Origin of the sequence: Paenirhodobacter sp., from assembly GCF_041916475.1 — a bacterium.
GTDB lineage: Bacteria > Pseudomonadota > Alphaproteobacteria > Rhodobacterales > Rhodobacteraceae > Rhodobacter.
The window spans coordinates 18,366-41,851 of record NZ_JAYRZN010000017.1 but is presented as its reverse complement, the minus strand read 5'-3'; the positions used below and the strand labels follow the sequence as shown (position 1 = coordinate 41,851).

At 68.1% G+C, this 23,486-nt stretch carries 24 protein-coding genes; 10 read left to right on the top strand and 14 right to left on the bottom strand.

What is annotated here, in order from left to right; translation table 11 throughout:
- Positions 1 to 13 precede the first annotated feature (13 nt).
- Positions 14 to 505, bottom strand: a complete 492-nt coding sequence (locus ACOMG5_RS09090) for a MarR family winged helix-turn-helix transcriptional regulator (protein WP_420343508.1) — start codon at positions 503 to 505, stop codon at positions 14 to 16.
- A gap of 91 nt (positions 506 to 596) precedes the next feature.
- A complete protein-coding gene (locus ACOMG5_RS09085; RefSeq protein WP_420343480.1) occupies positions 597 to 878 on the bottom strand; it encodes a succinate dehydrogenase assembly factor 2 in 282 nt (93 codons plus the stop codon).
- A gap of 138 nt (positions 879 to 1,016) precedes the next feature.
- Here ACOMG5_RS09085 and ACOMG5_RS09080 point away from each other — a divergent pair, with 138 nt between their 5' ends.
- Entirely contained in the window at positions 1,017 to 2,219 is a 1,203-nt protein-coding gene (locus ACOMG5_RS09080; RefSeq protein WP_420343479.1) for a pyridoxal phosphate-dependent aminotransferase, read from the top strand.
- A gap of 90 nt (positions 2,220 to 2,309) precedes the next feature.
- On the opposite strand, the gene ACOMG5_RS09075 is transcribed toward ACOMG5_RS09080, so the two are convergent.
- The 4 genes from ACOMG5_RS09075 to ppk2 form a co-directional block, all read right to left on the bottom strand.
- Positions 2,310 to 3,686 carry an MATE family efflux transporter gene (locus tag ACOMG5_RS09075; protein WP_420343478.1) on the bottom strand — a complete coding sequence of 459 codons (1,377 nt, stop codon included), beginning with the start codon at positions 3,684 to 3,686 and terminating at the stop codon, positions 2,310 to 2,312.
- A gap of 106 nt (positions 3,687 to 3,792) precedes the next feature.
- The gene (locus ACOMG5_RS09070; RefSeq protein ID WP_420343477.1) at positions 3,793 to 4,374 is read right to left on the bottom strand and encodes a cytochrome b/b6 domain-containing protein; all 582 of its coding nucleotides are present in this window, start codon (positions 4,372 to 4,374) and stop codon (positions 3,793 to 3,795) included.
- Positions 4,371 to 4,823, bottom strand: coding sequence for a c-type cytochrome (locus ACOMG5_RS09065; protein WP_420343476.1), 453 nt, complete (start codon positions 4,821 to 4,823; stop codon positions 4,371 to 4,373). The genes ACOMG5_RS09070 and ACOMG5_RS09065 overlap by 4 nt, the downstream gene beginning before the upstream one ends.
- 197 nt (positions 4,824 to 5,020) lie before the next feature.
- Positions 5,021 to 6,067 carry a polyphosphate kinase 2 gene (gene ppk2 / locus ACOMG5_RS09060; protein WP_420343475.1) on the bottom strand — a complete coding sequence of 349 codons (1,047 nt, stop codon included), beginning with the start codon at positions 6,065 to 6,067 and terminating at the stop codon, positions 5,021 to 5,023.
- Positions 6,068 to 6,196: 129 nt separating this feature from the next.
- On the opposite strand from ppk2, the gene ACOMG5_RS09055 reads away from it, so the two are divergent.
- The 7 genes from ACOMG5_RS09055 (at position 6,197) to tig (ending at position 14,184) form a co-directional block, all read left to right on the top strand.
- Entirely contained in the window at positions 6,197 to 6,856 is a 660-nt protein-coding gene (locus tag ACOMG5_RS09055) for a glutathione S-transferase family protein (protein WP_420343474.1), read from the top strand.
- 141 nt (positions 6,857 to 6,997) lie between these two features.
- The gene (parE, locus tag ACOMG5_RS09050; RefSeq protein ID WP_420343473.1) at positions 6,998 to 8,953 is read left to right on the top strand and encodes a DNA topoisomerase IV subunit B; all 1,956 of its coding nucleotides are present in this window, start codon (positions 6,998 to 7,000) and stop codon (positions 8,951 to 8,953) included.
- An 88-nt stretch (positions 8,954 to 9,041) separates the two neighbouring features.
- Entirely contained in the window at positions 9,042 to 10,127 is a 1,086-nt protein-coding gene (locus ACOMG5_RS09045) for an MlaE family lipid ABC transporter permease subunit (RefSeq protein ID WP_420343472.1), read from the top strand.
- Complete coding sequence (locus tag ACOMG5_RS09040) at positions 10,124 to 10,900, top strand: ABC transporter ATP-binding protein (protein ID WP_420343471.1); 777 nt, start codon at positions 10,124 to 10,126, stop codon at positions 10,898 to 10,900. The genes ACOMG5_RS09045 and ACOMG5_RS09040 overlap by 4 nt, the downstream gene beginning before the upstream one ends.
- 3 nt (positions 10,901 to 10,903) lie before the next feature.
- Positions 10,904 to 12,127 carry an MlaD family protein gene (locus ACOMG5_RS09035; protein WP_420343470.1) on the top strand — a complete coding sequence of 408 codons (1,224 nt, stop codon included), beginning with the start codon at positions 10,904 to 10,906 and terminating at the stop codon, positions 12,125 to 12,127.
- Between the two features lie 8 nt (positions 12,128 to 12,135).
- A complete protein-coding gene (locus ACOMG5_RS09030) occupies positions 12,136 to 12,741 on the top strand; it encodes an ABC-type transport auxiliary lipoprotein family protein (protein WP_420343469.1) in 606 nt (201 codons plus the stop codon).
- A 108-nt stretch (positions 12,742 to 12,849) separates the two neighbouring features.
- The gene (gene tig / locus ACOMG5_RS09025) at positions 12,850 to 14,184 is read left to right on the top strand and encodes a trigger factor (protein ID WP_420343468.1); all 1,335 of its coding nucleotides are present in this window, start codon (positions 12,850 to 12,852) and stop codon (positions 14,182 to 14,184) included.
- A 67-nt stretch (positions 14,185 to 14,251) separates the two neighbouring features.
- Here tig and ACOMG5_RS09020 read toward each other — a convergent pair whose 3' ends face one another.
- From ACOMG5_RS09020 to rpsF, 4 genes are all read right to left on the bottom strand, one after another.
- On the bottom strand, positions 14,252 to 14,758 hold the full coding sequence (locus tag ACOMG5_RS09020) for a GNAT family N-acetyltransferase (RefSeq protein ID WP_420343467.1): 507 nt from the start codon (positions 14,756 to 14,758) through the stop codon (positions 14,252 to 14,254).
- Between the two features lie 68 nt (positions 14,759 to 14,826).
- Positions 14,827 to 15,399 (bottom strand): 50S ribosomal protein L9, encoded by a 573-nt coding sequence (rplI, locus tag ACOMG5_RS09015; protein WP_420343466.1) that lies wholly within the window; start codon positions 15,397 to 15,399, stop codon positions 14,827 to 14,829.
- Positions 15,400 to 15,411: 12 nt separating this feature from the next.
- Entirely contained in the window at positions 15,412 to 15,639 is a 228-nt protein-coding gene (gene rpsR / locus ACOMG5_RS09010; RefSeq protein WP_036636385.1) for a 30S ribosomal protein S18, read from the bottom strand.
- Positions 15,640 to 15,654: 15 nt separating this feature from the next.
- Positions 15,655 to 16,062, bottom strand: coding sequence for a 30S ribosomal protein S6 (gene rpsF, locus ACOMG5_RS09005; RefSeq protein WP_420343465.1), 408 nt, complete (start codon positions 16,060 to 16,062; stop codon positions 15,655 to 15,657).
- 192 nt (positions 16,063 to 16,254) lie between these two features.
- Here rpsF and ACOMG5_RS09000 point away from each other — a divergent pair, with 192 nt between their 5' ends.
- Complete coding sequence (locus tag ACOMG5_RS09000; protein WP_420343464.1) at positions 16,255 to 16,773, top strand: hypothetical protein; 519 nt, start codon at positions 16,255 to 16,257, stop codon at positions 16,771 to 16,773.
- Here the strand turns inward: ACOMG5_RS09000 and ACOMG5_RS08995 are convergent.
- From ACOMG5_RS08995 to ACOMG5_RS08980, 4 genes are read right to left on the bottom strand one after another with little or no spacing between them, the layout of a single operon-like run.
- Complete coding sequence (locus ACOMG5_RS08995; protein WP_420343463.1) at positions 16,770 to 17,753, bottom strand: LLM class flavin-dependent oxidoreductase; 984 nt, start codon at positions 17,751 to 17,753, stop codon at positions 16,770 to 16,772. The two genes, ACOMG5_RS09000 and ACOMG5_RS08995, sit on opposite strands and share 4 nt — an antisense overlap.
- Before the next feature lie 44 nt (positions 17,754 to 17,797).
- Positions 17,798 to 18,691 (bottom strand): DMT family transporter, encoded by an 894-nt coding sequence (locus tag ACOMG5_RS08990; RefSeq protein WP_420343462.1) that lies wholly within the window; start codon positions 18,689 to 18,691, stop codon positions 17,798 to 17,800.
- A 48-nt stretch (positions 18,692 to 18,739) separates the two neighbouring features.
- Positions 18,740 to 20,128 carry an aldehyde dehydrogenase family protein gene (locus ACOMG5_RS08985; protein WP_420343461.1) on the bottom strand — a complete coding sequence of 463 codons (1,389 nt, stop codon included), beginning with the start codon at positions 20,126 to 20,128 and terminating at the stop codon, positions 18,740 to 18,742.
- A complete protein-coding gene (locus ACOMG5_RS08980) occupies positions 20,125 to 21,717 on the bottom strand; it encodes an Eco57I restriction-modification methylase domain-containing protein (RefSeq protein ID WP_420343460.1) in 1,593 nt (530 codons plus the stop codon). The genes ACOMG5_RS08985 and ACOMG5_RS08980 overlap by 4 nt, the downstream gene beginning before the upstream one ends.
- A gap of 235 nt (positions 21,718 to 21,952) precedes the next feature.
- Between ACOMG5_RS08980 and ACOMG5_RS08975 the strand changes: the two genes are divergently transcribed.
- Entirely contained in the window at positions 21,953 to 23,482 is a 1,530-nt protein-coding gene (locus tag ACOMG5_RS08975) for an acetyl-CoA hydrolase/transferase family protein (RefSeq protein WP_420343459.1), read from the top strand.
- Positions 23,483 to 23,486: the final 4 nt, after the last annotated feature.

Below are 23,486 nucleotides of genomic sequence, written 5' to 3'. Positions count from 1 at the left end.
CTGCCGGGCCGGATCAGTAGATGTAGCGGATCTGATCGGCCCAGTAGCGCTCGATCAGGCGCAGGGAGTCGTTCATCTCGACCAGCGTGGCGCTGCTCAGGATGTGGCGCGAGACGAGGCCGGTCGCGTGCCGCTCGAACAGATCCGAGACGGTCTGGCGCAGCGCGCGCCCCTTCGGCGTCAGCCGCACGCGGACGGAGCGGCGGTCGATCTCGGAACGCTGGTGATGCATATAGCCCGCCTCGACCAGCTTCTTCAGATTGTAGCTGACATTGGAGCCCTGATAGTAGCCACGGCTCTTCAGCTCGCCCGCGGTGACCTCGTTCTCGGCAATATTGTAGAGCAGAAGCGCCTGCACCGGATTGATTTCCAGAATCCCCAGCCGCTCGAACTCGTCCTTGATCACATCGAGAAGCAGCCGATGCAGACGCTCGATCAATCCCAGGAACTCAAGATAGTCCGCGAAGACCGGCGAAGGAACCTGCGCCTCCTCGGGCTTCTTCATGGGGGTCTGGAAAGTCATTCAAATCTCCGCCGTTTCGTACCCGACAGAGATTCGTACAAAAGCCCGAACATTCAGTTAAGCGCGGAAAAATTCACCGTACGCTGCCTGCAGGGCGGTGCCGGGCGCGCGCGAAAGCGCCGATTTCGGCCAGCAAAACACTATATTTTTCCGGGCATTGCTGGCCGCCGGTGATCCAGGGATAGAGATCCTGGTCGTTCTCCTCGAGCAGTGCGTCATAGAGATCCAGCGCCGCCTCCGACATCCCCGCCAGCCGCTCGTCCGACCAGGGTCCGAGGATGAGGTCCATCTCCTTCGTGCCGCGCCGCCAGCTGCGCATCCGCATCCGTTTCAGCCGTGCCTCGGTGGTTTCCATCGGGTCCTCCTGTTTGGACCGGGCTTGCCTCGTGCCCGCGCGCGCGTCAAGAGGCCAGATCGCCGTTGAACCGGCGCGCGGGCGGGCGTAAAGCATGGCCCCGGTGAGAGTACCCCAGATTCAACCGGAGCATCCGAAATGGCCTTCCTTTCCGATACGCTGGCACGCGTGAAGCCTTCGCCGACCATCGCGGTCACCAACAAGGCCCGCGAGCTGAAAGCCGCGGGCCGCGACGTGATCGGCCTCGGCGCAGGCGAGCCCGATTTCGACACTCCGGACAACATCAAGAAGGCCGCGATCGCCGCGATCGAGAACGGCAAGACGAAATACACCGCCGTCGACGGCATCCCGGAGCTGAAGCAGGCGATCTGCGAGAAGTTCGCCCGCGAAAACGGGCTGAGCTACAAGCCGTCGCAGATCACGGTAGGCACCGGCGGCAAGCAGGTGCTGTACAACGCGCTGGTGGCCACGCTGAACCCGGGCGACGAAGTGCTGATCCCGGCGCCCTACTGGGTGAGCTACCCGGACATGGTGCTGCTGGCCGGCGGAACGCCCACCTTCGTGGAGGGCAACATGCAGACGGGCTACAAGATCACGCCCGAGCAGCTCGATGCCGCGATCACGCCGAAGACCAAGTGGTTCATCTTCAACTCGCCCTCGAACCCTTCCGGCGCGGCCTATACCCGGGCCGAGCTGAAGGCGCTCACCGAAGTGCTGCTGAAGCATCCGCAGGTCTGGGTCATGTCGGACGACATGTACGAGCATCTGGTGTTCGGCGATTTCGAATTCACCACGCCCGCGCAGGTGGAGCCCGCGCTCTATGACCGCACGCTGACCTGCAACGGCGTGTCCAAGGCCTATGCGATGACCGGCTGGCGGATCGGCTACGCGGGCGGGCCGGAAAGCCTGATCAAGGCGATGGGCAAGGTGCAGTCGCAATCGACCTCGAACCCCTCCTCGATCAGCCAATATGCGGCGCTGGAGGCGCTGAACGGCCCGCAGGACTACATCACCGAGAGCAAGCAGGCCTTCGAGCGCCGCCGCGACCTGGTGGTGGCCGCGCTGAACACCTGCCCCGGCATCACCTGCCCGGTGCCGGAAGGCGCGTTCTACGTCTATCCCTCGATCGCGGGTTGCATCGGCAAGACCTCAAAGGGCGGCGTCAATATTGCCGATGACGAAGCCTTCGCCTCGGCGCTGCTGGAGGAGAACGGCGTCGCCGTGGTGTTCGGCGCGGCCTTCGGCCTCTCGCCCAACTTCCGCATCAGCTATGCCACGTCGGACGCGCAGCTGACCGAGGCCTGCGCCCGGATCAAGGCCTTCTGCGAAGGGCTGAAATAAGCCCGGCCCCTGCCAGGGAGAAACGTGAGGGCGCCTTCGGGCGCCCTTCTTCATCGCGTGACGGGCAGGCTCAGCACAGGGCGCGCCGGGTCAGGCCCGCAGCCAGGGCCCGCGCCAGAACCGCAGCGTGAGAATGCTGGCCGAGCAGGCGAGCCCCACCGCCAGCCCCGCCCAGAGCCCGACGCCGCCAAAGCCCAGCCCGAAGGCGAGCAGGTAGCTCACCGGGATCCCCACCAGCCAGTAGCTGCACCCGGCCACGATCATCGGCACCCGCGTATCCTGCACCCCGCGCAGCAGGCCGAGCGCCATCACCTGCCCGGCATCGAACAGCTGGAACAGCCCGCCCACCGCCAGCAGGAGCGTGCCGAAGGCCAGGATCTGTGCGGCCTCCGCGGCGCTCCTGTCGAGGAACAGCCCGATCAGGATCTTGGGCATGGCCAGGAAGGCCACCACCGTCAGCAGCCCAACGGAGAACGACAGCACCAGCGCCGCGATCGCCCCGTCGCGCAGGCCGCGCAGGTCGCCCGCGCCGCGCGCCCGCCCGGCGCGGATCGTGGCGGCGTTCGAAACCCCCATATGGATCATGAAGGCGAGCGAGGCGAGCTCGAGCGCGATGCCATGCGCGGCAAGCTCCACCGTGCCGATCCAGCCCATCATCACCGCCGAAGCCTGGAACATCGAGGTTTCGAACACCGAGGTCAGCCCGATCGGCATGCCCAGCCGGAACACGAGGCGGAATGCCTCCCAATCCGGGCGCCAGAACCGGGCAAAGAGATCGAACCGGCGCAGCTCGCGCTGGCGCGCGGCATAGAGCATCAGAATGCCCGCCGAGAGAAACTGCACCATCACCGAGCTGAGCGCCGCGCCGCGCAGGCCGAGCTGCGGCAGGCCGAGATTGCCGAAGATCAGGAGCCAGTTCGAAACGATATTGAAGCACACCGCCGCGAGCGTGACCCACAACACCACCCGCGTGCGCTCAAATGCGCTCAGATAGGCGCGCATCACCGCGACGACCAGCGCCGGCACCATGCCCCACATCGCCACGCGCAGGAATTCCTGCGTCATCGCGGCGATCTCGGGCTTCTGGCCGAGGCCGCGCAGGATCGCGCCCGACTGCCACAGCACCGGCAGCATGCACAGCCCCGCCAGCATCGACAGCCAGATCGCCATGCGCGCATCGCGCCGCACCTGGGTTTCGTCGCCCGCGCCGAGCGCGGCCGCGATCCGCCCCATCAGCGCATAGGCGAAGCCGGAGCCGAGCAGGAACAGCACCCAGAAGAACCCCGCCCCCAGCACCACCGCGGCCAGCTCCTGCACCCCGTACCAGCCCATCATCACCGTATCGGTGACATGGAGCCCCATCTGCGCGAGGTTCGACCCGACCAGCGGCAGGCCGAGCGTGAGCAGCGCCCGGATCTGGGCGGCGAAGCTGAGGCGCGGGGCGGTCTGGGGGCGATGCATGGACATGGTGCGGACGCTAGCGAAGCCCCCCCGCCCCGTCCAGCGCCGCCTTGTACCGATACAGGCACCCCGGGCCGATGCGCGCTCGGCCAGGAGAAGGGCGCAGGAAGCCTCAGTCGCGCGCGCGGCCGGTGATCATCGGCGTGATCAGATCCTGCCGCTTCCAGAGCCGGTAATAAAGGATCGCCGCCACATGCAGCGCCACCAGCCCGAGAAGCACATTACCCAGAAGCCCGTGCAGCGATACCGCCTGCCGGTTCCACCCCGCAGAGACATAGCCCGCCAGCGGCCCGGTGTTGATGTAATCCTCCGGATCCATGGTGAGCCCGGTCACGACCTGCGCCGTCAGCACCAGCAGCATCGCCACCACCGACCAGCCCCCGAGCGGATTGTGCCCGCGCAGAGGGGAGGCCTGCCGCGCGGGCAGGGTGCGCAGATAGGCCAGCACCGCGCCCGGCCCGCGCACGAAGGCGGCGAACCGGGCCGTCCGCGGCCCGATGATGCCCCAGACGAGCCGGAACGCCAGCAGCCCGCAGACGGCATAGCCGAGCCAGAAATGCCAGGTCATCTGCAGCGGCCCGAACCGGCCCAGCAGCCACCCCGCCGTGACCGCCGCCGCCAGCGCCCAGTGGAACAGCCGCAGCAGCGGGTCCCACACCGGCCAGTCCTGCGGCCCCTCCTGCGGCCCGCTCATTTCAGCCGATAGGCGTCGTGGCAGGCCTTGCAGGTGCCGCCCATCTGCCCCATCGCCGCCGCGAAGGCCTTGCCATCGGTGCCCTGCGCCGCCGCGACCAGCGTTTCACCTGCGGCCTTGAACGCGGCTTCCTTCTTCAGGAAATCGTCGAAATTCGCCCAGATCTCGGGCTTTGCCTCATTGTCGCCCGGGATTTCTTTCGCGGAGGTGCCGGCCGGGAAGATGGTCTTGAAATCCTTCGCCAGCAGCGGCGCGAGCTGCGCCGCCTGCGCCTTCGCCGCCGCCGGATCGAAGGATTTCGCCAGCTCGCCCATCTTCTTGGCCTGCTGCCCGAGGCTCTTGAAATAGGCCTGCCGGTCGGCAACCGCGCCTGCGGTATCGGCCTGAGCGATGCTCAGCGCCCCGAGGACGAGGGCGGCGGGGAGAGTGAAAAGGGCAAATCTGCGCATGGGTCGGCTCCTGATAATCCGGGGTCGAGAATATTGCACCGCAGCGCGGTTTCGCCGCAGTGCAACAAGGCTGCCATGCTGCGCAGCATTCCGTCCAGAACGCAGGGGCGCGGATCACGCAAAAGTCATGCCCGCGCCACATTATTACACTTTGTCAGACCTTTGCGGCGCGGCCCGCGGCGGGCCATGCCACAGGCTCATTTGGCCGCTTCCGGCGCCGCCCCGCGGCCGAAGCCCCGCAGCGAGGGGTGCAGCGCCGAGCCGAGCACATGCTCCGAGCGGTGCACCACATGGCTCGCATGGCCCACGATCAGCGGGTCGGGCTCGGTGGCAATGGCCGGGTCCTTGTCCGGGTAATCCAGCGTCGAGAGGAAATGGCGCATGCAGTTCAGCCGGGCGCGCTTCTTGTCGTTCGATTTCACGATGACCCAGGGCGCATCGGCGGTGTCGGTATAGAAGAACATCGCCTCCTTGGCCTCGGTGTAATCGTCCCATTTGTCGAGCGAGGCGAGGTCGATCGGGCTCAGCTTCCAGCGCTTCAGCGGGTCGGTCTCACGCTCCTGAAAGCGGCGGCGCTGCTCGGGCTGAGTGACCGAGAACCAGTATTTGTAAAGCCGGATACCGGAGCGCACCAGCATCCGCTCGAGATCCGGCGTCTGGCGCATGAATTCCAGATATTCGGTGGGCGTGCAGAAGCCCATCACCCGCTCCACCCCGGCGCGGTTGTACCAGCTGCGGTCATAGAACACCATTTCGCCCGCCGTCGGCAGGTGCCGGATGTAGCGCTGGAAGAACCACTGGCCCTTCTCGGGCTCGGAGGGCTTGTTCAGCGCCACCACCCGGGCGAAGCGCGGGTTCAGATGCTCCATGAAGCGCTTGATCGTGCCGCCCTTGCCCGCGGCATCGCGCCCCTCGAACAGGATCACGAATTTCTGCCCCGTCTCCTGCGCCCAGATCTGCACCTTCAGCAGCTCCGCCTGCAACAGCGCCTTCTCCTGCTCGTAGGCCGGCCGGCCCATGCGGCGCGGATAGGGGTAGCGGCCGCTCTCGAAAGCGATGCGGATCGCATTCGGATCGAGCTTCGGGAAGGCCTGCGGCCCGCTCAGCGCGGCGTCGCCCGCCTGTGGCAGAGCTGTGGCCTCGGGCCCGCACGCGGCGGCGCCCGTCTGCGGCATCGGGGTGGCCTGGGGCTCGGAGAGGTCATCGGCGGGCGGGATCGGCGGGGGGAAGGTCCGGTCATCCATGCGGTATGCGCTCCTGTAAAAATCCGGCGCAGTGTAACAGCCGCATGACGCCCCGTCTTTGACCCGCATCAATCCGCCCCTTCCCTTTCGCGCCGCGCCGGGGCACGGTTCGGCAAAACAGGAGGGATCATGATCACGATCTGGGGTGTGTACCGCTCGCGCGCCACGCGCAACATCTGGGCTCTGGAGGAGCTGGGGCTCGAATGGCGGCTGCGCCCGGTGATCCAGGCGTACCGGCTGGAGGCGAAGGAGATCGACCCGCGCGCGCCCGATGCGCCGTTCAACACCCGCTCGCCCGAATTCCTGCGGCTCTCGCCCGCGGGCGCGATCCCGGTGATGGAGGAGGCGGGCTTCGTGCTCACGGAATCGCTCGCGATCAACCTGTGGCTGGCGCAGAAGGCGGGCGGGCCGCTCGCGCCGAAGGACGCGCGCGAGACGGCGCAGATGATGCAATGGGCGCTCTATGGCGCGACCTGGATCGAGGAGCATGCGCTCGCGATCCAGACCCTCTTTGCCGCCGAGGAGCGCGAGGAATCGGCGCTCTCCGTCGCCGAGGCGAAGCTCGCCCGCCCGCTCGCGGTGCTGGAGGCACATCTGGCCACGCACAGCCATATGGTCGGCGGGCGCTTCACCGTGGCCGACATCAACATGGCCGAGATCCTGCGCTATGCCCAGGCGGACGCCGCGCTGATGGCACGCTTCCCGCGGGCGAAGGGCTGGCTGGAGCTGTGCCAGGCGCGCCCGGCCTTCAAGAAGATGTGGCAGGCCCGGCTCGCGGAGCCGGTCTGACGGGCGCCGGTTCTGGGCGCCGGTTCTGCCTGAAATCCGGGCGCGGGGCCGTGGCCGCCCCTGCCCGGGCCCTGCGCCGCTTGCCCCTGCCCCCCAAGCTGCGGTATCCCTTCGGTCAAAGACCACAAAGGAAAGAGCAGCATGGCCGACGATCTCCTCTCCGCGCAGGCAGAGACCTATGACGCCTCCTCGATCGAGGTGCTCGAAGGGCTGGAGCCGGTGCGCAAGCGCCCGGGGATGTATATCGGCGGCACCGACGAGCGCGCGCTGCACCATATGGTGGCCGAGATCCTCGACAATGCGATGGACGAGGCGGTGGCGGGCCATGCGACCCGGATCGGGGTCGAGCTGAACGCCGATGGCTCCGTCACCATCACCGACAACGGCCGCGGCATTCCGGTGGACCCCCATCCCAAATTCCCCGGCAAATCCGCGCTCGAGGTGATCCTGTGCACCCTGCATGCGGGGGGCAAGTTCTCCAACAAGGCCTATTCCACCTCGGGCGGGCTCAATGGCGTGGGCTCCTCGGTGGTGAACGCGCTCTCGGACATCATGATCGTGCAGGTCGCGCGCAACAAGGAGCTGTTCGAGCAGCGCTTCTCGCGCGGGGTGCCGCAGGGCCCGGTGGAGAAGCTCGGCGCCGCCCCGAACCGGCGCGGCACCACGGTGACCTTCCACGCCGACCCGGAGATCTTCGGTGCGCTCACGCTGAAGCCTGCGCGCCTGTTCCGGATGACGCGCTCCAAGGCCTATCTGTTCTCCGGCGTGGAGATCCGCTGGAAATCCGCGATCGACGATGGCGAAACCCCGGTCGAGGCAGTGTTCCACTTCCCGAACGGGCTCGCCGATTTCCTGAACGAGACGCTTTCGGGCACCTCCACCTATTCGGATCGCCCCTTCGCAGGCCGCGTCAGCTTCGAGGAGAAGTTCGGCATTCCGGGGGCGGTGGAATGGGCGATCAACTGGACGCCGATGCGCGACGGCTTCATCCACAGCTACACCAACACCGTGCCCACCCCCGAGGGCGGTACCCATGAGGCAGGGTTCTGGGCCGCGATCCTGAAGGGCGTGCGCGCCTATGGCGAGCTGTCGAACAACAAGAAGGCCGCGCTCATCACCCGCGACGACATGCTCACCGGGGGCTGTGCGCTTCTGTCGGTGTTCATCCGCGAGCCCTCCTTCGTCGGCCAGACCAAGGACCGGCTGAGCACCGAGGAAGCCGCGAAATGGGTCGAAAGCGCGGTGCGCGACCATTTTGATAACTGGCTGGCCTCGGATCCGAAATCGGCGGGCGCGATCCTCGATTTCCTGGTGCTGCGCGCCGAGGAGCGGCTGCGGCGGCGCGCGGAGAAGGAAACCTCGCGCAAGACCGCGACGAAGAAGCTGCGCCTGCCCGGCAAGCTGGTGGATTGCTCCGCCACCAACCGCGACGGCACCGAGCTGTTCATCGTCGAAGGGGACTCGGCCGGCGGCTCGGCCAAGATGGCGCGCGACCGCACCCACCAGGCGCTCCTGCCGCTGCGAGGCAAGATCCTGAACGTGCTCGGCGCGGCCAGCGCGAAGCTCGGTCAGAACCAGGAGATCAACGACCTGTCGCAGGCGCTTGGCGTGGCGCTCGGCACGAAATTCCGCATCGACGATCTGCGCTATGACAAGGTCATCATCATGACCGACGCCGATGTGGACGGCGCCCATATCGCCTCGCTGCTGATGACCTTCTTCTTCACCCAGATGCGGCCGCTGATCGACAAGGGCCACCTGTATCTGGCCTGCCCGCCGCTTTACCGGCTGACGCAGGGCGCGCGGCGGATCTATGTGGCCGATGACGCCGAAAAGGAAATCTGGCTGCAGAAGGGCCTCGGCGGCAAGGGCAAGATCGACGTGCAGCGCTTCAAGGGCCTCGGCGAGATGGACGCCAAGGACCTGAAGGACACCACGATGAACCCCGCCACCCGCAAGCTGATCCGGGTCACCACCGCCGACGATTTCCCGGGCGAAACCTCGGATCTGGTGGAGCGGCTGATGGGCAAGAAGCCGGAGCTGCGCTTCCAGTATATCCAGGAAAATGCCCGTTTCGTGGAGGAGCTTGACGTCTAGCTTTCCCGGAAGGTAAATTGATGCCAGAGTGAGGACGGTTTCGCCGGGAGTGGCACTGTGCATGTAACGAGACCCCCGGGGGGCAAACGTGGTTGAGATCCGTCCCCCGCATTCCCTGAGCAGCACCACTGAGGACACGCTGCTGCGGCTGCGCGGGGAGCTGACGGTCTGGACCCTGCCCGACCTGCCCGAGGGCGGCGCGCGGCTGGATCTGTCGGGGCTCGCGCGGCTCGATACGGCGGGCGCCTGGGCACTGGCGGAGCGTCAGCGCGCGGGGGCGCAGCTCGAGGGGCTCTCGGAGCCGCATGCGAAGCTTCTGGAGGTTGTCACCGCCGCCCTGCCCCGGCCCGAGCCCGCGCCGCAGGGCCATGCCGGATGGCGCGTGCTGCTCGCGCGCCTCGGCGCCCATATGGCCTTCCTCGCCGGGCAGGTGATGGAGATGGCCGAATATCTCGGGCGCTTCCTCGCGGGCTGCTGGCGCGCCGTGCGCCACCCTTCGGACTTCCGCTTCACCGCGCTTATCTATCACTGCCAGGAGACCGGGCTGCGCGCGGTGCCGATTGTGGCGCTGATGGCCTTCCTCATCGGGATCGTGCTGGCCTTTCAGGGCGCGGCACAGCTGAAGCAGTTCGGCGCAGAGATTTTCGTGGTGAACCTGATCGCGATCTCGCTCCTGCGCGAACTCGGCATCCTGATGACGGCGATCGTGGTCGCGGGGCGCACCGCCTCCGCGTTGACGGCCTCCATCGGCTCCATGAAGATGCAGGAGGAGATCGACGCCATGCGCACCCTCGGCCTCGATCCCGACATGGTGCTCCTGGTGCCGCGGGTGCTGGCGCTGGTGCTGATGCTGCCGATCCTCGGGCTGGTGGCGAATGTGGCGGGGCTGCTGGGCGGGGGGCTGATGTCCTGGGTCACGCTCGGCATCTCGCCCTCCATGTTCGTGGCACGCCTGGTGGCGGATACGGCGCCGGGCCATGTGGTGGTGGGCCTGTCCAAGGCGCCGGTCTTCGCGGTGATCATCGGCATCATCGGCGTGCGCGCCGGGATGAAGGTGGGCAAGGATGCGGCCTCGCTCGGCGCGATGACGTCCTCGGCCGTGGTCGAGGCGATCTTCGCGGTGATCGTGCTCGATGCGCTGTTCTCCGTCTTCTTCGCACAGGTCGGGATATGACCGAAACCGTGATCGAAATCCGCGGCCTCGTGAACCGCTTCGGCGCCCATGTCGTGCATGAAAACCTCGATCTCGATGTGCACCGGGGCGAGATTCTCGGCATCGTCGGCGGCTCGGGCACCGGGAAATCAGTGCTGCTGCGCGCCATCGTCGGGCTGGTGCAGCCGGCCGCGGGCACGGTCAGGGTGCTGGGCCAGACCATCGGCACGCTGCCGCCCGATGCGCGCGCGGCGCTGGAGCGCCGCTGGGGCATGATGTTCCAGAACGGCGCGCTGTTCTCCTCGCTCACCGTGCAGGAGAATGTGGAGGTGCCGCTGCGCGACGTGCCCGGGCTGAGCGATGCGCAGCGCGTAGCCTTGGCGCAGCTGAAGGTCTCGCTCTCCGGCCTGCCCTGGAACGCCAATGCCAAATATCCGTCGGATCTCTCGGGGGGCATGCGCAAGCGGGCGGGCATCGCGCGGGCGCTGGCGCTCGATCCCGAGATCGTGTTCCTCGATGAGCCCACGGCCGGGCTCGATCCGATCGGCGCCGATGCCTTCGACCAGCTGATCGTGAGCCTGCGCGACGCGCTGAACCTGACCGTGGTCCTGGTGACGCATGATCTCGATACGCTGCACGCCTGCTGCGACCGGATCGCTGTGCTCGCGGAGAAGAAGGTGCTCACCACCGGCACCATGGCCGAGATGATGCAGGTGGATCACCCCTGGGTACACGAATATTTCCACGGGCCGCGCGCCCATGCCGCGATGGAAAGCGGCCGCAGGAGGGAATGAGAGATGGAGACGAAGGCCAATTATGTGCTGATCGGCGCCTTCACCCTGGCCGGGTTCCTGGGGATCTTGCTGTTCCTGATGTGGTTCGCGAAGCTGCAGCTGAACCGGCAGTTCGCCTGGTACGACATTTATTTCCCCGAAGTGGCCGGGCTCAGCGTCGCCTCCAATGTCACGTTCTCGGGGCTGTCGGTGGGCAAGGTGATCGAGATGGGCCTGTCGGACCGCGACGATGGCCGGGTCTGGGTGCGGGTCGAGGTGCGCGAGGATACCCCGGTGCGGACGGATTCCACCGCCTCGCTAGTGCCGCAGGGCGTGACCGGGGTGAACAATGTGGCCATCACATCGGGCAGCCCCCGCGCGCCGTTGCTGCGCGAAGCGGCCAGCGGCGTCCCGGAGATCCGTGCGCGGGGCTCCGTGCTGCAGACGCTGAGCGACCAGGGGCCGCAGATGATCGAGCGGCTCAACACCGTGACCCAGCAGCTGACCACCCTCCTGGGCGACGAGAACCAGGCCCGGGTGCGCAACATCCTCGACAATGTCGAGCGTTCCAGCGGCAATCTGGACAAGGCGATGACCGACATTTCCGCCGCCACCGCCGCGATCGGCAAGGCCGCGGGCGGGATTTCGGATTTCGGCGACAAGATCAAGGGCCTGGGCGACGCGGCGCAGGTAACGCTCGGCAATGCCGATGCCGCGCTGACGCAGCTCACCGAAACGACGCGCAAGGCCGATGCGCTGATCGAGAGCGGCACCCGCACGCTCGAAACCGTCGGCGGCTATGTCGCGGCGGATCTGACCACGCTCACCGGGCAGCTGAGCGCCGCGATGCCGCAGACCGCGCGCACCCTCGCCTCCGCCGAGCGCGCCTTCGACAATGCCGCGGGCGCGCTGGAGACCGATTTCGGCCCTGCCCTGAGCGACCTGCGCACCACGCTGGCCACGCTGAACGAGGCGGTGGCGAAGGTCTCCGCCGATATCCCCGCGATCACCGCGAAGCTCCACAGCGCCGCAGGCTCCGCCGATCAGGCGTTTGCCAGCCTGCGCGGCATGCTGACGGGCGCGCAGGGCCCGGTGCAGAGCTTCACCCGCGATGGCCTGCCGCGGCTGACCCGCGTGGCGGCCGATCTGCAGACCCTGATCGAGAATACCAACCAGTTCGTCTCCGCCCTGCGCCGCAGCCCGGCGCAGGCCATCTCCGGGCAGCGCGCGCCCGAATTCCGCCGGTGAGGTCCCCCATGCGTCTCGTTGCCCTTCCCCTCGTGCTGTCGCTCGCCGGATGCTCGGCCCTGGGCGCGCTGAACCAGCCAAAGCGCGATGTGTTCGAGCTGCTGCCCGCCTCCGATGCGCCGGTGGCCTGCCGGGCCGGGGCGGCGGAGCTCGTGGTCGAGCTGCCGAAGGCGCGCAGCACGCTCGATACCGACCGGATCATGATCCGCCCGAGCGCGCTGCAGGCGCAGTACTTGCCCGATGCACAATGGGGCGATACCGTGCCGGTAACGCTGCAGACGCTGCTCGTGCGCAGCTTCGCCCGCTACCCGGCTTTCGGCCATGTCGGGCGCACGCCGCTCGCCGGCGCCGGGGATTACGCGCTCCTGTCGGAAATCGAGGACTTCAACGCGGTCAGGACCGAGACCGGCGCGCGGGTGGTGCTCAGCGTCACCGCGCAGCTGGTGCATGAGGGCGATGGCCGCGTGGCAGCGCGCGGCCGGTTCCAGGCGGTGCGCGAGCTGGGCTCCACCGCGACGCCGGATCTGATCGCGGGCTTCGATGCCGCCCAGCGGGAGCTGGTGGGCCAGATCACCGCCTGGGGGCTCGGCGCGATGCGGGTGCCCTGCCGCTGAGGCCCTGCTTTTCGCCTTGCCTCCCGCCGCCGCGACCAATAGAAGGGCGGCTGAAATTCGGGAATTACGCGCGCCCGCGCGGCGCGCCTTGCACAGTAGAGGATACCCATGCAGGTCACCGAGACGCTGAACGAAGGCCTGAAACGCGGCTACACCATCACCATTCCCGCTGCGGAACTGGATGCGAAGGTGACCGAGAAACTGCTGGAGGCGCAGCCCGAAGTCGAGCTGAAAGGCTTCCGCAAGGGCAAGGTTCCGCTGCCGATGCTGCGCAAGACCTTCGGCGCACGCGTGCTCGGCGATGCGATGCAGGAAGCCGTCGACGGCGCGATGAAAGAGCACTTCGACAAGTCCGGCGACCGCCCGGCGCTGCAGCCGAAGGTCGAGATGAAGGACGGCGAGACCTGGAAGGAAGGCGATGACGTGGTCGTCAACGTGTCCTACGAGGCGCTGCCGGAGATCCCGGAAGTCGATCTGGGCGATGTCGAGCTGGAGCGTCTGGTCGTGAAGGCCGAGGACGAAGCCGTGACCGAAGCGCTCGCAAACCTCGCCAAGACCGCGCAGGTCTTCGAGGACCGCCGCAAGGGCTCCAAGGCGAAAGACGGCGATCAGGTCGTGATCGACTTCGAAGGCTTCCTCGGCGACGAGCCCTTCGAGGGCGGCAAGGGCGAGGATTACCCGCTGATCATCGGCTCCAACACCTTCATCCCGGGCTTCGAGGCGCAGCTCACCGGCGCCAAGGCCGAGGAAGAAGTCGAAGTGAAGGTCACCTTCCCGGAAACCTATGGTGCGAAGCACTTGGCCGGCAAGGACGCGACCTTCAAGGTGACCGTGAAGGCCGTGAAGGCGCCGAAGGAAGCCGAGATCGACGACGAGCTGGCGAAGAAGTTCGGCGCCGAGGATCTGGCTGCGCTGAAGGGCCAGATCGCTGAGCGTCTGGAAGCCGAATACAAGGGCGCTTCGCGCGCCGTGCTGAAGCGTGGCCTGCTGGACGCGCTGGATGGCAAGGTGAAGTTCGAGCTGCCGCCCTCGCTGGTGGAAGCCGAAGCCCATCAGATCGCGCACCAGCTCTATCACGAAGAGCATCCGGAAGATCACGATCACGACCACGGTGCGATTGAGCCGACCGACGAGCACAACAAGCTCGCCGAGCGCCGCGTGCGCCTTGGGCTGCTGCTGGCCGAACTGGGCCGCAAGCAGAACATCGAAGTGACCGATGCCGAGTTCACTCAGGCCGTGCTGAACCAGGCGCGCCAATATCCGGGCCAGGAGCGCGCGTTCTTCGAATTCGTGCAGCAGAACCCGCAGATGCAGCAACAGCTGCGCGCGCCGATCTTCGAAGACAAGGTCGTCGATTTCATCGTCGAAGGCGCCAAGGTCAACGAGAAGGAAGTCTCGAAGGAAGACCTGCAAAAGGCGATCGAGGCTCTGGACGAGCTCTGATCCCTGCCGGGACCACCAGATCGAAGGCCGCCCTCCGGGGCGGCCTTTTGCATTTCCCGCCGTGGCCTCAGGCGAGGCGTTCGAGCTTCACCGGCCGCGCATCGCGATACGCGGCCGCGCCATAGGGCCGGTACCCCATCCGCTCCGCCACGCGCAGCGAGGGCGCATTGTCGGGATGGATGATGCAGACCCGGCGCCCCGCTCCGTGCTGCGCGGTGAACCAGCTCTCGACCGCGCGCGCCGCCTCCAGCGCATAGCCCTGGCCATGCATCCGCCCGTCGAGGATCCAGCTCGCCTCCGGCCAGGGATCGAAATCCTCCCCCAGCCCGCGGCAGAAATGCCCGAGGCCGACCTGCCCCACATGCGCACCATCCAGGGCCCGGCGCACGGTAAAGATGCCGTAGCCGAAGGCCACCCAATGCCCGATATTGCGCAGATGCTTGTTCCAGATCCCTTCCGGATCGCTGACCCCGCCCAGAAACTGCGCGGTCGCCGGGTCGCGCAGCATCGCCGCCACCTCCGCATGATCCGCCATCGCCACCGGGCGCAATATCAGCCGTTCGGTCTCGATCATCTCAATCCTCCAAATGAAAACGGCCGCGTCCCGAAGGACGCGGCCACAAGACCCCGTATGGGGATCTCTTACTCGTCGTCGGACGCGGCCGCGCCGACTTCGTCGAACAGCTCGGCGATCTCGAACTCGGCCTCGGCTTCCGCTTCGGCGGCGAGTTGCTGGATCGACTTGCCCGACGCTTGCAGCTCTGCCTCTTCAGCCGAACGCGCGACGTTCAGGATGATCGTCGCATCGACTTCCGGGTGCAGGACCACGTGCAGCTCGTGCAGGCCCAGATCCTTGATCGGCGCCTTCAGGGCGACCTGCTTGCGGTCGACCGAGAAGCCACCGGCGGTCGCTGCTTCGGCGGCGTCACGCGGGGTGACGGAGCCGTAGAGCGCGCCCGAATCCGAGGCAGAGCGGATGACGACGAAGGTCTGGCCGTCGAGCTTCTCGGCGAGAGCTTCGGCTTCCTTCTTCGTTTCCAGGTTGCGCGCCTCGAGCTGCGCCTTGCGTTCCGCGAAGGAAGCGATGTTCACTTCGTTCGCGCGCAGCGCCTTGCCCTGCGGCAGCAGGAAGTTGCGGGCGTAACCGTCCTTGACGTTGACGACCTCGCCCATCTGGCCGAGTTTGGCCACACGTTCCAGCAGGATGACTTGCATGGGACTTGCTCCTTACTTCACGGCATAGGGGAGCAGCGCGAGGAAGCGGGCGCGCTTGATGGCGCGGGCGAGCTCACGTTGCTTCTTGGCCGAGACGGCGGTGATGCGGGCGGGGACGATCTTGCCGCGCTCAGAGATGTAGCGCTGCAGCAGACGGGTGTCCTTGTAGTCGATCTTCGGCGCGTTCTCACCCGAGAACGGGCAGACCTTGCGACGGCGGAAAAACGGTTTGTTGGCCATGTGTCAGTCCTCCGATCAACGACGCTCGCGACGGTCACCGCGATCGCCGCGGTCACCACGGGGGCCGCGATCATCGCGCGGGCCACGGTCTTCGCGCTCTTCGCGCTTCTGCATCTGGATCGAGGCGCCGTCGTCATGGGCATCGACCTTGACGGTCAGCACGCGCATCACGTCGTCATGCAGACGGGCCAGACGCTCCATTTCCTGCACGGCGGCCGAGGGCGCGTCGGTGCGGAAGAAGGCGTAGTGCCCCTTGCGGTTCTTGTTGATCTTGTAGGCCATCGTCTTGACACCCCAGTATTCGGTGCCCACGACCTTGCCGCCATTGTCGGCGAGAACGGTCGAGAAATGTTCGACGAGGCCTTCGGCCTGCGCGTTGGACAGGTCCTGACGCGCGATGAGGACATGCTCGTAAAGCGGCATGTATGCTCCTGTTTCATTAGGCGGCTTCATAGGAGGGCGATGACTTCCGCGGCCCACCACGAGAGGCTCCGCCGGTTCACATGATTGCGGAAGTCCGCGCCTTATACGCGGACGGGCCCGGAATGCAAGCCCCGAACCGCGGTTGCGGGCCGGGCGGCGGGCCGGTATCCACAGCGTAAAAAGGGAAATGCCATGTTCCGCGCGCCACTCATCGCCGATCTCATCCGCCTGACCGCCCTGATCATTCTGGCGGGCGCGGTCTGCTACGGGCTTGCGCTCGGGGCGAGCCTCGCGCTCACCGCCGCGGCGCCCTGGCTCGGCACCCGGGCCGCGCGTGTGCCGGAGCTGCCGCTTTCGCTCCTCAGCCGCGATCAGATGCTGGCGATGTGCCTCGTCTGGGCGCTGCTGGCGCTCGGGCTTGGCGGCTGGCCCTTCGCGCTGCGCCTCGGCCGGGTCATCGCCGAAGGGGTGATCTTCGTGCTGGGCGTGCTCATCGGCGCGCAGTTCCATATCGGCGTCCTCGCGCTGCTGGGCGGCGCCGATCCGCTGCGGGTCCTCGCGCAGCAGGGCCTGCAGGCCGCGCTCTTCTGCGGCCTGTCGCTCGCGCTGCTGTGGCTGCCCGAAGCCTGCGCCGGCCTGCGCCTGCCGGGCTGGCTGCGCGCGGGGGTGCTGCTTGCGGTACTGGCCGCGCTGGTGATGGGCGCGCGCTAGAGCCCGCGCATCACCTCCGCGCCGATCTCGAAGCTGCGCAGCCGCGCGGCATGGTCATAGATGTGCCCGGTCAGGATGATCTCGTCGGGCTGGTAGGTACCGATATAGCCCGCAAGCCGGTCGCGCACCGTCTGCGGGCTTCCGGCCGCGACCACGCGCAGCGCCCGGTCCGCCATCGCGATTTCGCCCGCCGAGGCCACGGTGGTCAGATCCGCCACCGGCGCGGGCAAGGGCCCCGGCGCGCCCCGGCGCAGGTTGATGAAATTCTGCAGCATGGAGGAGCGCAGCAGATGCGCCTCGGCGTCCGTCGCGGCGGCGAAGAGGTTCACGGCCAGCATGAAGCGTGGCGCCTGGATCACGCCGGGGCGGAACCGCTCGCGATAGAGCGACACCGCCTCATCGAGCGCATCGGGGGCGAAATGCGAGGCAAAGGCATAGGGCAGGCCGAGATAGGCCGCGAGCTGCGCGCCGAACAGCGACGAGCCCAGCATCCACACCGGCACATTGGTGCCCTGCCCCGGCACCGCCTGCACCGGCTGGCCGGGCTCCGCGGGCTTCAGATAGCCCAGCAGCTCGACCACATCTTCCGGGAAGCGGTCCGCGTTCAGCACGCCCCGCCGCAGCGCCTGCGCCGTCAGCTGATCGGTGCCGGGCGCACGCCCGACGCCGAGGTCGATCCGGCCGGGATAGAGCGTTTCCAGCGTGCCGAAGGCTTCGGCCACCTGCAGCGGCGCATGGTTCGGCAGCATGATGCCCCCCGCGCCCACGCGGATCGTGCGGGTCTGCCCCGCGACATGGCCGATGACGACCGCCGTCGCGGCCGAGGCGATGCCGGTAGAATTGTGGTGCTCCGCCAGCCAGTAGCGGTGATAGCCGAGGGCCTCGGCATGGCGGGCGAGCGAGACGGTATTGCCGAGCGCATCGGCGGGCGTGGCGCCCGCCGGGATCGGCGAGAGGTCGAGCAGGGAATAGGGGATCATCGCGGTTCCTTTCTCTCCCTATCTAGGGAGCGATGACGCCCGCGTCAGCCCCTGCTGGCAATTCCGATCCCCGCCAGGATCAGCGCGAAGCCCTCCAGGTGATAGGCCTGCAGCGGCTCGCCCAGAAACAGCATCGACAGCACCGCGCCATAAAGCGGGATCAGGTGCACCGATTGGCCCGCGAGCTGCGGCCCCGCCAGCGCCACCGCCTTCATGTAAAGCAGCGTCGCCATCACCGAGGGCACGATCCCTACATAGAGAAGCGCCCCGATCGCGGCCGGAGACCAGCTGGGCACCTGCCCCGAGGCCACTTCCCAGGCGAGGAACGGCAACAGCAGCACCAGCGTCATCCCGATCTGCACGGTGAGCAGCCCGAGCCGGTTCACCTCGCGCGGCACCCGCGTGAGCCCGAGCGTATAGACCGCCCAGCACAGCATCGCCCCGAAGATGATCAGGTCGCCGCGGGAGAATTCGAGCCCGACCAGCCGCGCCCAGTCTCCGTGCAGGATCACCACCGCCACCCCGATGAGCGACACCGCGAGCCCGAGCCCCTGCCCGAGCCGCAACGGCCGCCCGAGGAACAGCGCCCCGATCAGCAGGATCAGCACCGGAATGGTGGAATTCAGCAGCATCCCGTTCGCCGCCACCGTATAGCGCAGCCCGAGATAAACCAGCGCATTGAATAGCGTGACCCCGGGGATGCCGGTGCCCACCACCAGCTTCCAGTTGGCGCGGTACCAGGGCCAGTCGCGGCGCAGATGCGGCAGCGCGAAGGGCAGCAGGCACAGCCCCGCGATCAGCCAGCGCCCGAAGCTCAGCGCCATCGGCGGCACCTCGCCGCGCGCCGCCCGCGCCACGATGAAATTCCCCGCCCAGAACAGCGACGGCAGCGCCAGTGCCGCCAGTGCCATCGGCCCGATCCGTCCCATGCCGCGCATTCTTGCCTCCTGTGCCCCCGCTCCCTTAGCCCCCGCGCCGGGCGAGGTCTAGCCCAGCAGCCGCTGCACCAGCCGCGCGAGCCGCCCCGAAAGCCCCTCATAGGGCGGCATCAGGAGCGGCAGAAGGGAGAAGCGGTCGCGCAGCACCGGCTTTTCGTGGCTGAAGGCGCGAAAGCCCCACTGGCCATGCGCGGCCCCGATGCCGGACTGGCCGATGCCGCCGAAGGGCAGGTTCAGGTGCAGGTAATGCGCGAGCGTCACGTTCACGCCCACGGCGCCCGCGCTCACTGCCGCCGTCAGCCGCGCGATCGTGCCCGGGTCGCGCTCAAACAGATAGAACGCGAGCGGCTTCGGCCCGGTCTCGATCCGGGCCAGCACTTCGTCGAGGCTGTCATAGGGGATCAGCGGCAGCACCGGGCCGAAGATCTCCTGCCGCGAGACCTCCATCGCGGGCGTGGTGCCGGTGAGGAGCGTGGGCGCCAGGTAGCGCGCCTCGGCATCGCTGGACGCCCCTTCGGCTTCGGCGCCCGAAGCGCGGGCCGCATCCACCAGCCCGGTCAGGCGCGCGAAATGACGCGCGTTCACGATCCGCCCGAAGCTCGCCGAGGCCTTCGGCTCGGCGCCATACATCGCCCGGATCCGCGCGCGCAGCGCGGTGAGGAACGGGCCCATCTGCACCCGCGGCACATAGACATGATCGGGCGCGACGCAGGTCTGCCCGGCATTGGCGAATTTGCCATAGGCGATCATCCGCGCCGCGCGCGCGAGATCGGCGCCCGGCCCGACCAGCGCCGGCGATTTGCCGCCAAGCTCCAGCGTGACGGAGGCAAGCGTGCGCGCGGCCGCGGCCATCACCACCCGGCCCACCTCGGGCGACCCGGTAAAGAAGATATGGTCGAAAGGCAGCTCCAGCAGGGCGGTCGCGGTCTCCGCCCCGCCCTCCGCCGCCGCGACCAGCTCCCCGGGCAGGTCCGCGAGGATCCGCGCCACCAGCGCGGAGGTGGCCGGCGCCATCTCCGAGGGCTTCACCACCGCCGCATTCCCCGCCGCCAGCGCCGACACCAGCGGCCCGAGCGCGAGCCCGAACGGGTAGTTCCACGGCGCGATGATCAGCACCGTGCCGCGCGGCTCCATCCGGATCCGGGCGCTCGTGCCCAGCATGGCCAGCGTCGGACGCACCCGGCACGGGCGCATCCAACGCTTCAGATGGCGCAGCGCGTGGCGGATCTCGGCCTGCACGGGGAGGATCTCGGTCAGGCGGGTCTCGGCCTCGGGCTTGCCCAGATCGTCCGCCAGCGCGGCGATGATATCGGCCTCGCGCCGCCGGATCGCCGCGGACAGCAACCGCAGCACCTGGCGCCGCGCGGCCAGATCGAACCCGGTGCGCCTGCGCGCATTGCCCCGCGCCAGCCGCGCGAAATCCGCCTCGATGCTCATCGTGCCTCCTCGACCGCCTCTGCCACGCGCCGCTGCAGCGCGGTCTCCGGCCCCTCCAATACGCGCGACAGCGCCGCGACCGTCGCCGGAGCGACCCGGCGCAGGTCCGGCACGGCGATCTCCAGCAGGTCGCGCGGCTCGATCTTGCGCAGGCCGCCGCCATAGCGGCGCAGCTGCGTCTCGGCCCGTTTGCGGGTCTCGGGCGCATTCAGGCAGGCGGTGAGCGCGCGCAGCCAGGGCGCATCGGTCCGCTCCGGAAAAATGCCGTGGAAGGCCGTCATCTGCAGCGCCCCCGCCGCATTATAGACGAAGCGCAGATCCTCGCGCGCGAAGGTCGAGGCCCAGATCGGCGCCACATGCAGCCGCTCGGGCGCATGCCAGGGCGTGCGGTTGCGGGTGAGGAAGCGCTGATCCAGCCCCGCCGCCGCGCCTTCGGTGACATAGCGCGCCTCAGCCTCAGACAGCGGCGGCGTCAGGTCCAGGAAATGGCCGGGCCGCCCGCGCGCCTCCAGCCGGGCAATGTCGCCCGCCCGGAACAGCCGCCCTGGTGCATCGGCGGCCTTCGCCACGCAGGGCCGGAGCCGCGCGGGCGCGATGCCGCGGGCCTGGGCATCGACCGCGCTCAGGTGAAAGAACCCGTTCGCCCCGGTGGCAAGTCCGCGCCGCGTCCGCGCCAGATCGCCCAGCCGCACATGGCCCGCAGGCAAGCCCGGCTCCGCCCCGCGCAGGAGCGCATCCCATTTCGCAGCCCCGAGCAGCGCCGCAGCCGGAACCAGCCGCCCCGGCGCCTCCGGCCCCGGCAGGCAGGCGCCTTCGCCCACGAACAGCGTCTCGACCTCCGCCACCGGCCCCGGGCGCAGGGGCGCCTGCACCAGCACGAGGCTCGCCGTCGTCAGCGCATCGGCAAAGACCGGGCGCAGGTTCGACACATAGACCAGCCGCCGCAGAAAGCCGCGCTCGATCAGGAACCGTTTCAGCCCGGCGCAGCTGTTGGCATTGGCCCATTCCGCAGGCAGCAGGAACGCCCCATATCCGCCCGGCCGCAGCCGCAGGCAGCATTCCAGCACGAAGAGCACATAGGCATTGGTCTGCCCGCCCAGCACCAGCCCCGCCCGGTCAGAGAGGGCGCGGATCTGCGCCGAGAGGCCATCGCCCACCCGCGGCCGCAGCCAGGGCGGATTGGCGATCACCCCGGCCACGGGCGCAGGCGCGCTGCCCAGAAAATCCCCCGGCTCCAGCGCAAGCACGACCCCGGCCGCCGCGCAGGCCGCCTGCCCCGCGGCAGCGATGCGCGGGTCGACCTCATGCGCGCGGATCCGCAGGCCCGGCCGGGCCGCAGCCATCGCCCGCGCCAGCACCCCGGTACCGAAGGCGGGATCGAGCACCTCATCGGGCGCGCCGCGCGCCACCCATTCCGCCATCAGGGCCGCGAGATCGGGCGGGGTCAGCACCTGGGCATAGGCCTTGCGGTGGCGCGCCGGGGTCTCTTCCAGATAGGCCGCATCGATCCGCGAGGCCGCATCCACGGGCCGGGCCGGTGCCGCGCGGCGCGCGCGCGCGGGCCCGGAGGCGCGTCCTGATCCGTCCATGCCGATTCCCCTTGCTGCGGCGATCCATCTGTTGAACCCTGCCCGCAGCGCCGGAGCAAGCGCCGGTTGCGCCAGGAGCCATCGCCGGAGCGACTGGCTCAAACGGCATACCTATGCATACAATGCATGGCTGCCGCGCCATAGACAATTGCGGGCCGCCATGGTTCCGTCAAATCCATATGCGTGTTCCTGCATGCAACACGCCTGTGATTTCACCGTGGTCAGGGAGGGGCGAGTGACCGCCAGCCAGACATTGAATTCCCGCATTCGTCATTCCGGCCTTGCCGCGAAGATTGTCAGCGCCGCCGATGCGGCCGCCCTGATCCCGCATGGCGCCACCATCGGCATGTCCGGCTTCACCGGCGCGGGCTATCCGAAGGCGGTGCCGCTGGCGCTCGCGGAGCGCGCCGAGGCCGAGCATGAGGCCGGGCGCCCGTTCCGGGTGCGGGTGCTGACCGGCGCCTCCACCGGGCCCGAGCTCGACGGCGCGCTGGCGCGGGCCGACGGCATCGAATTCCGCCTGCCCTACAATTCCGATCCGATCCTGCGCGACCGGATCAACAAGGGCGAGATGGACTATGTGGACATGCATCTGAGCCAGGTCGCGCCCATGGTCTGGGAGGGGCTCTACGGGCATCTCGATTTCGCCGTGGTCGAGGTTTCGGGCATCACGCCCGACGGGCGGCTGATCCCGTCCTCCTCGATCGGCAACAACAAGACCTGGCTCGACCGCGCCGAGAAAATCATCCTCGAGGTGAACCGCTGGCAGTCCGAGGCGCTGCAGGGGATGCACGACATCTATTACGGCACCCGCCTGCCGCCGCATCGCGTGCCGATTCCGCTGGTGAAGCCCGATGACCGCATCGGCGAGCCCGCGTTCCACGTCGATCACGCGCGTGTGGTGGCGATCGTGGAGACCGACGCGCCGGACCGCAACGCCCCCTTCAGCCCGCCCGATGCCACGGCGAAGGCGATCGCCGAACATATCCTTGATTTCCTTGGCAACGAAGTGAAGAAGGGCCGCCTGCCGGCCGCGCTCCTGCCGATGCAATCGGGCGTGGGCAACGTGCCCAATGCGGTGATGGCCGGGCTCGTGGAGGCCCCGTTCGAGCCGATGACCGCCTTCACCGAGGTGATCCAGGACGGCATGCTCGACATGATCGACGCGGGCAAGCTGCGCATGGCCTCGGCCACGGCCTTCTCGCTCTCGCCCGACCGGGCCGAGGAGATGAACGCCAATGCCAACCGCTACCGCGACAAGCTGATCCTGCGCCCGCAGGAAATCTCGAACCACCCCGAACTGGTGCGCCGCCTCGGCGTGATCGCGATGAACGGGCTAATCGAGGCGGATATCTACGGCAACGTCAACTCGACCCATGTGATGGGCTCGCGGATCCAGAACGGCATCGGCGGCTCGGGCGATTTCGCACGCAATGCCTTCATGTCGATCTTCATGACCCCCTCCACCGCGAAGGGCGGCAAGATCTCCGCCATCGTGCCCATGGCGGCGCATGTCGATCACATCAGCCAGGATGTGCAGGTGATCGTGACCGAACAGGGCCTTGCGGACCTGCGCGGGCTCGCCCCCAAAAAGCGCGCGGCCGCGATCATCGCCAATTGCGCGCATCCGACCTACCGGCCGCTGCTGGAAGACTATTACGACCGCGCGCTCGCCGCGAGCTGGGGCCGGCACGCGCCGACGCTGCTCGATGAGGCGCTGTCCTGGCATCAGCGGTTCGTGGAAACCGGCTCGATGCTGGCCTGAGGCC

Coding starts and splice junctions, on each gene's coding strand:
- ACOMG5_RS09030 (WP_420343469.1), top strand. CDS start 12,136: ATGCGTCTCGTTGCCCTTCCCCTCGTGCTGTCGCTCGCCGGATGCTCG.
- rplI (WP_420343466.1), bottom strand. CDS start 15,399: ATGCAAGTCATCCTGCTGGAACGTGTGGCCAAACTCGGCCAGATGGGC.
- ACOMG5_RS09090 (WP_420343508.1), bottom strand. CDS start 505: ATGAAGAAGCCCGAGGAGGCGCAGGTTCCTTCGCCGGTCTTCGCGGAC.
- ACOMG5_RS08985 (WP_420343461.1), bottom strand. CDS start 20,128: ATGAGCATCGAGGCGGATTTCGCGCGGCTGGCGCGGGGCAATGCGCGC.
- ACOMG5_RS09080 (WP_420343479.1), top strand. CDS start 1,017: ATGGCCTTCCTTTCCGATACGCTGGCACGCGTGAAGCCTTCGCCGACC.
- ACOMG5_RS09085 (WP_420343480.1), bottom strand. CDS start 878: ATGGAAACCACCGAGGCACGGCTGAAACGGATGCGGATGCGCAGCTGG.
- ACOMG5_RS09000 (WP_420343464.1), top strand. CDS start 16,255: ATGTTCCGCGCGCCACTCATCGCCGATCTCATCCGCCTGACCGCCCTG.
- ACOMG5_RS08990 (WP_420343462.1), bottom strand. CDS start 18,691: ATGCGCGGCATGGGACGGATCGGGCCGATGGCACTGGCGGCACTGGCG.
- ACOMG5_RS09035 (WP_420343470.1), top strand. CDS start 10,904: ATGGAGACGAAGGCCAATTATGTGCTGATCGGCGCCTTCACCCTGGCC.
- ACOMG5_RS09065 (WP_420343476.1), bottom strand. CDS start 4,823: ATGCGCAGATTTGCCCTTTTCACTCTCCCCGCCGCCCTCGTCCTCGGG.
- ACOMG5_RS09040 (WP_420343471.1), top strand. CDS start 10,124: ATGACCGAAACCGTGATCGAAATCCGCGGCCTCGTGAACCGCTTCGGC.
- ACOMG5_RS08980 (WP_420343460.1), bottom strand. CDS start 21,717: ATGGACGGATCAGGACGCGCCTCCGGGCCCGCGCGCGCGCGCCGCGCG.
- ACOMG5_RS08995 (WP_420343463.1), bottom strand. CDS start 17,753: ATGATCCCCTATTCCCTGCTCGACCTCTCGCCGATCCCGGCGGGCGCC.
- parE (WP_420343473.1), top strand. CDS start 6,998: ATGGCCGACGATCTCCTCTCCGCGCAGGCAGAGACCTATGACGCCTCC.
- rpsF (WP_420343465.1), bottom strand. CDS start 16,062: ATGCCGCTTTACGAGCATGTCCTCATCGCGCGTCAGGACCTGTCCAAC.
- ACOMG5_RS09020 (WP_420343467.1), bottom strand. CDS start 14,758: ATGATCGAGACCGAACGGCTGATATTGCGCCCGGTGGCGATGGCGGAT.
- ACOMG5_RS09055 (WP_420343474.1), top strand. CDS start 6,197: ATGATCACGATCTGGGGTGTGTACCGCTCGCGCGCCACGCGCAACATC.
- rpsR (WP_036636385.1), bottom strand. CDS start 15,639: ATGGCCAACAAACCGTTTTTCCGCCGTCGCAAGGTCTGCCCGTTCTCG.
- ACOMG5_RS09075 (WP_420343478.1), bottom strand. CDS start 3,686: ATGTCCATGCATCGCCCCCAGACCGCCCCGCGCCTCAGCTTCGCCGCC.
- ACOMG5_RS09070 (WP_420343477.1), bottom strand. CDS start 4,374: ATGAGCGGGCCGCAGGAGGGGCCGCAGGACTGGCCGGTGTGGGACCCG.
- ppk2 (WP_420343475.1), bottom strand. CDS start 6,067: ATGGATGACCGGACCTTCCCCCCGCCGATCCCGCCCGCCGATGACCTC.
- tig (WP_420343468.1), top strand. CDS start 12,850: ATGCAGGTCACCGAGACGCTGAACGAAGGCCTGAAACGCGGCTACACC.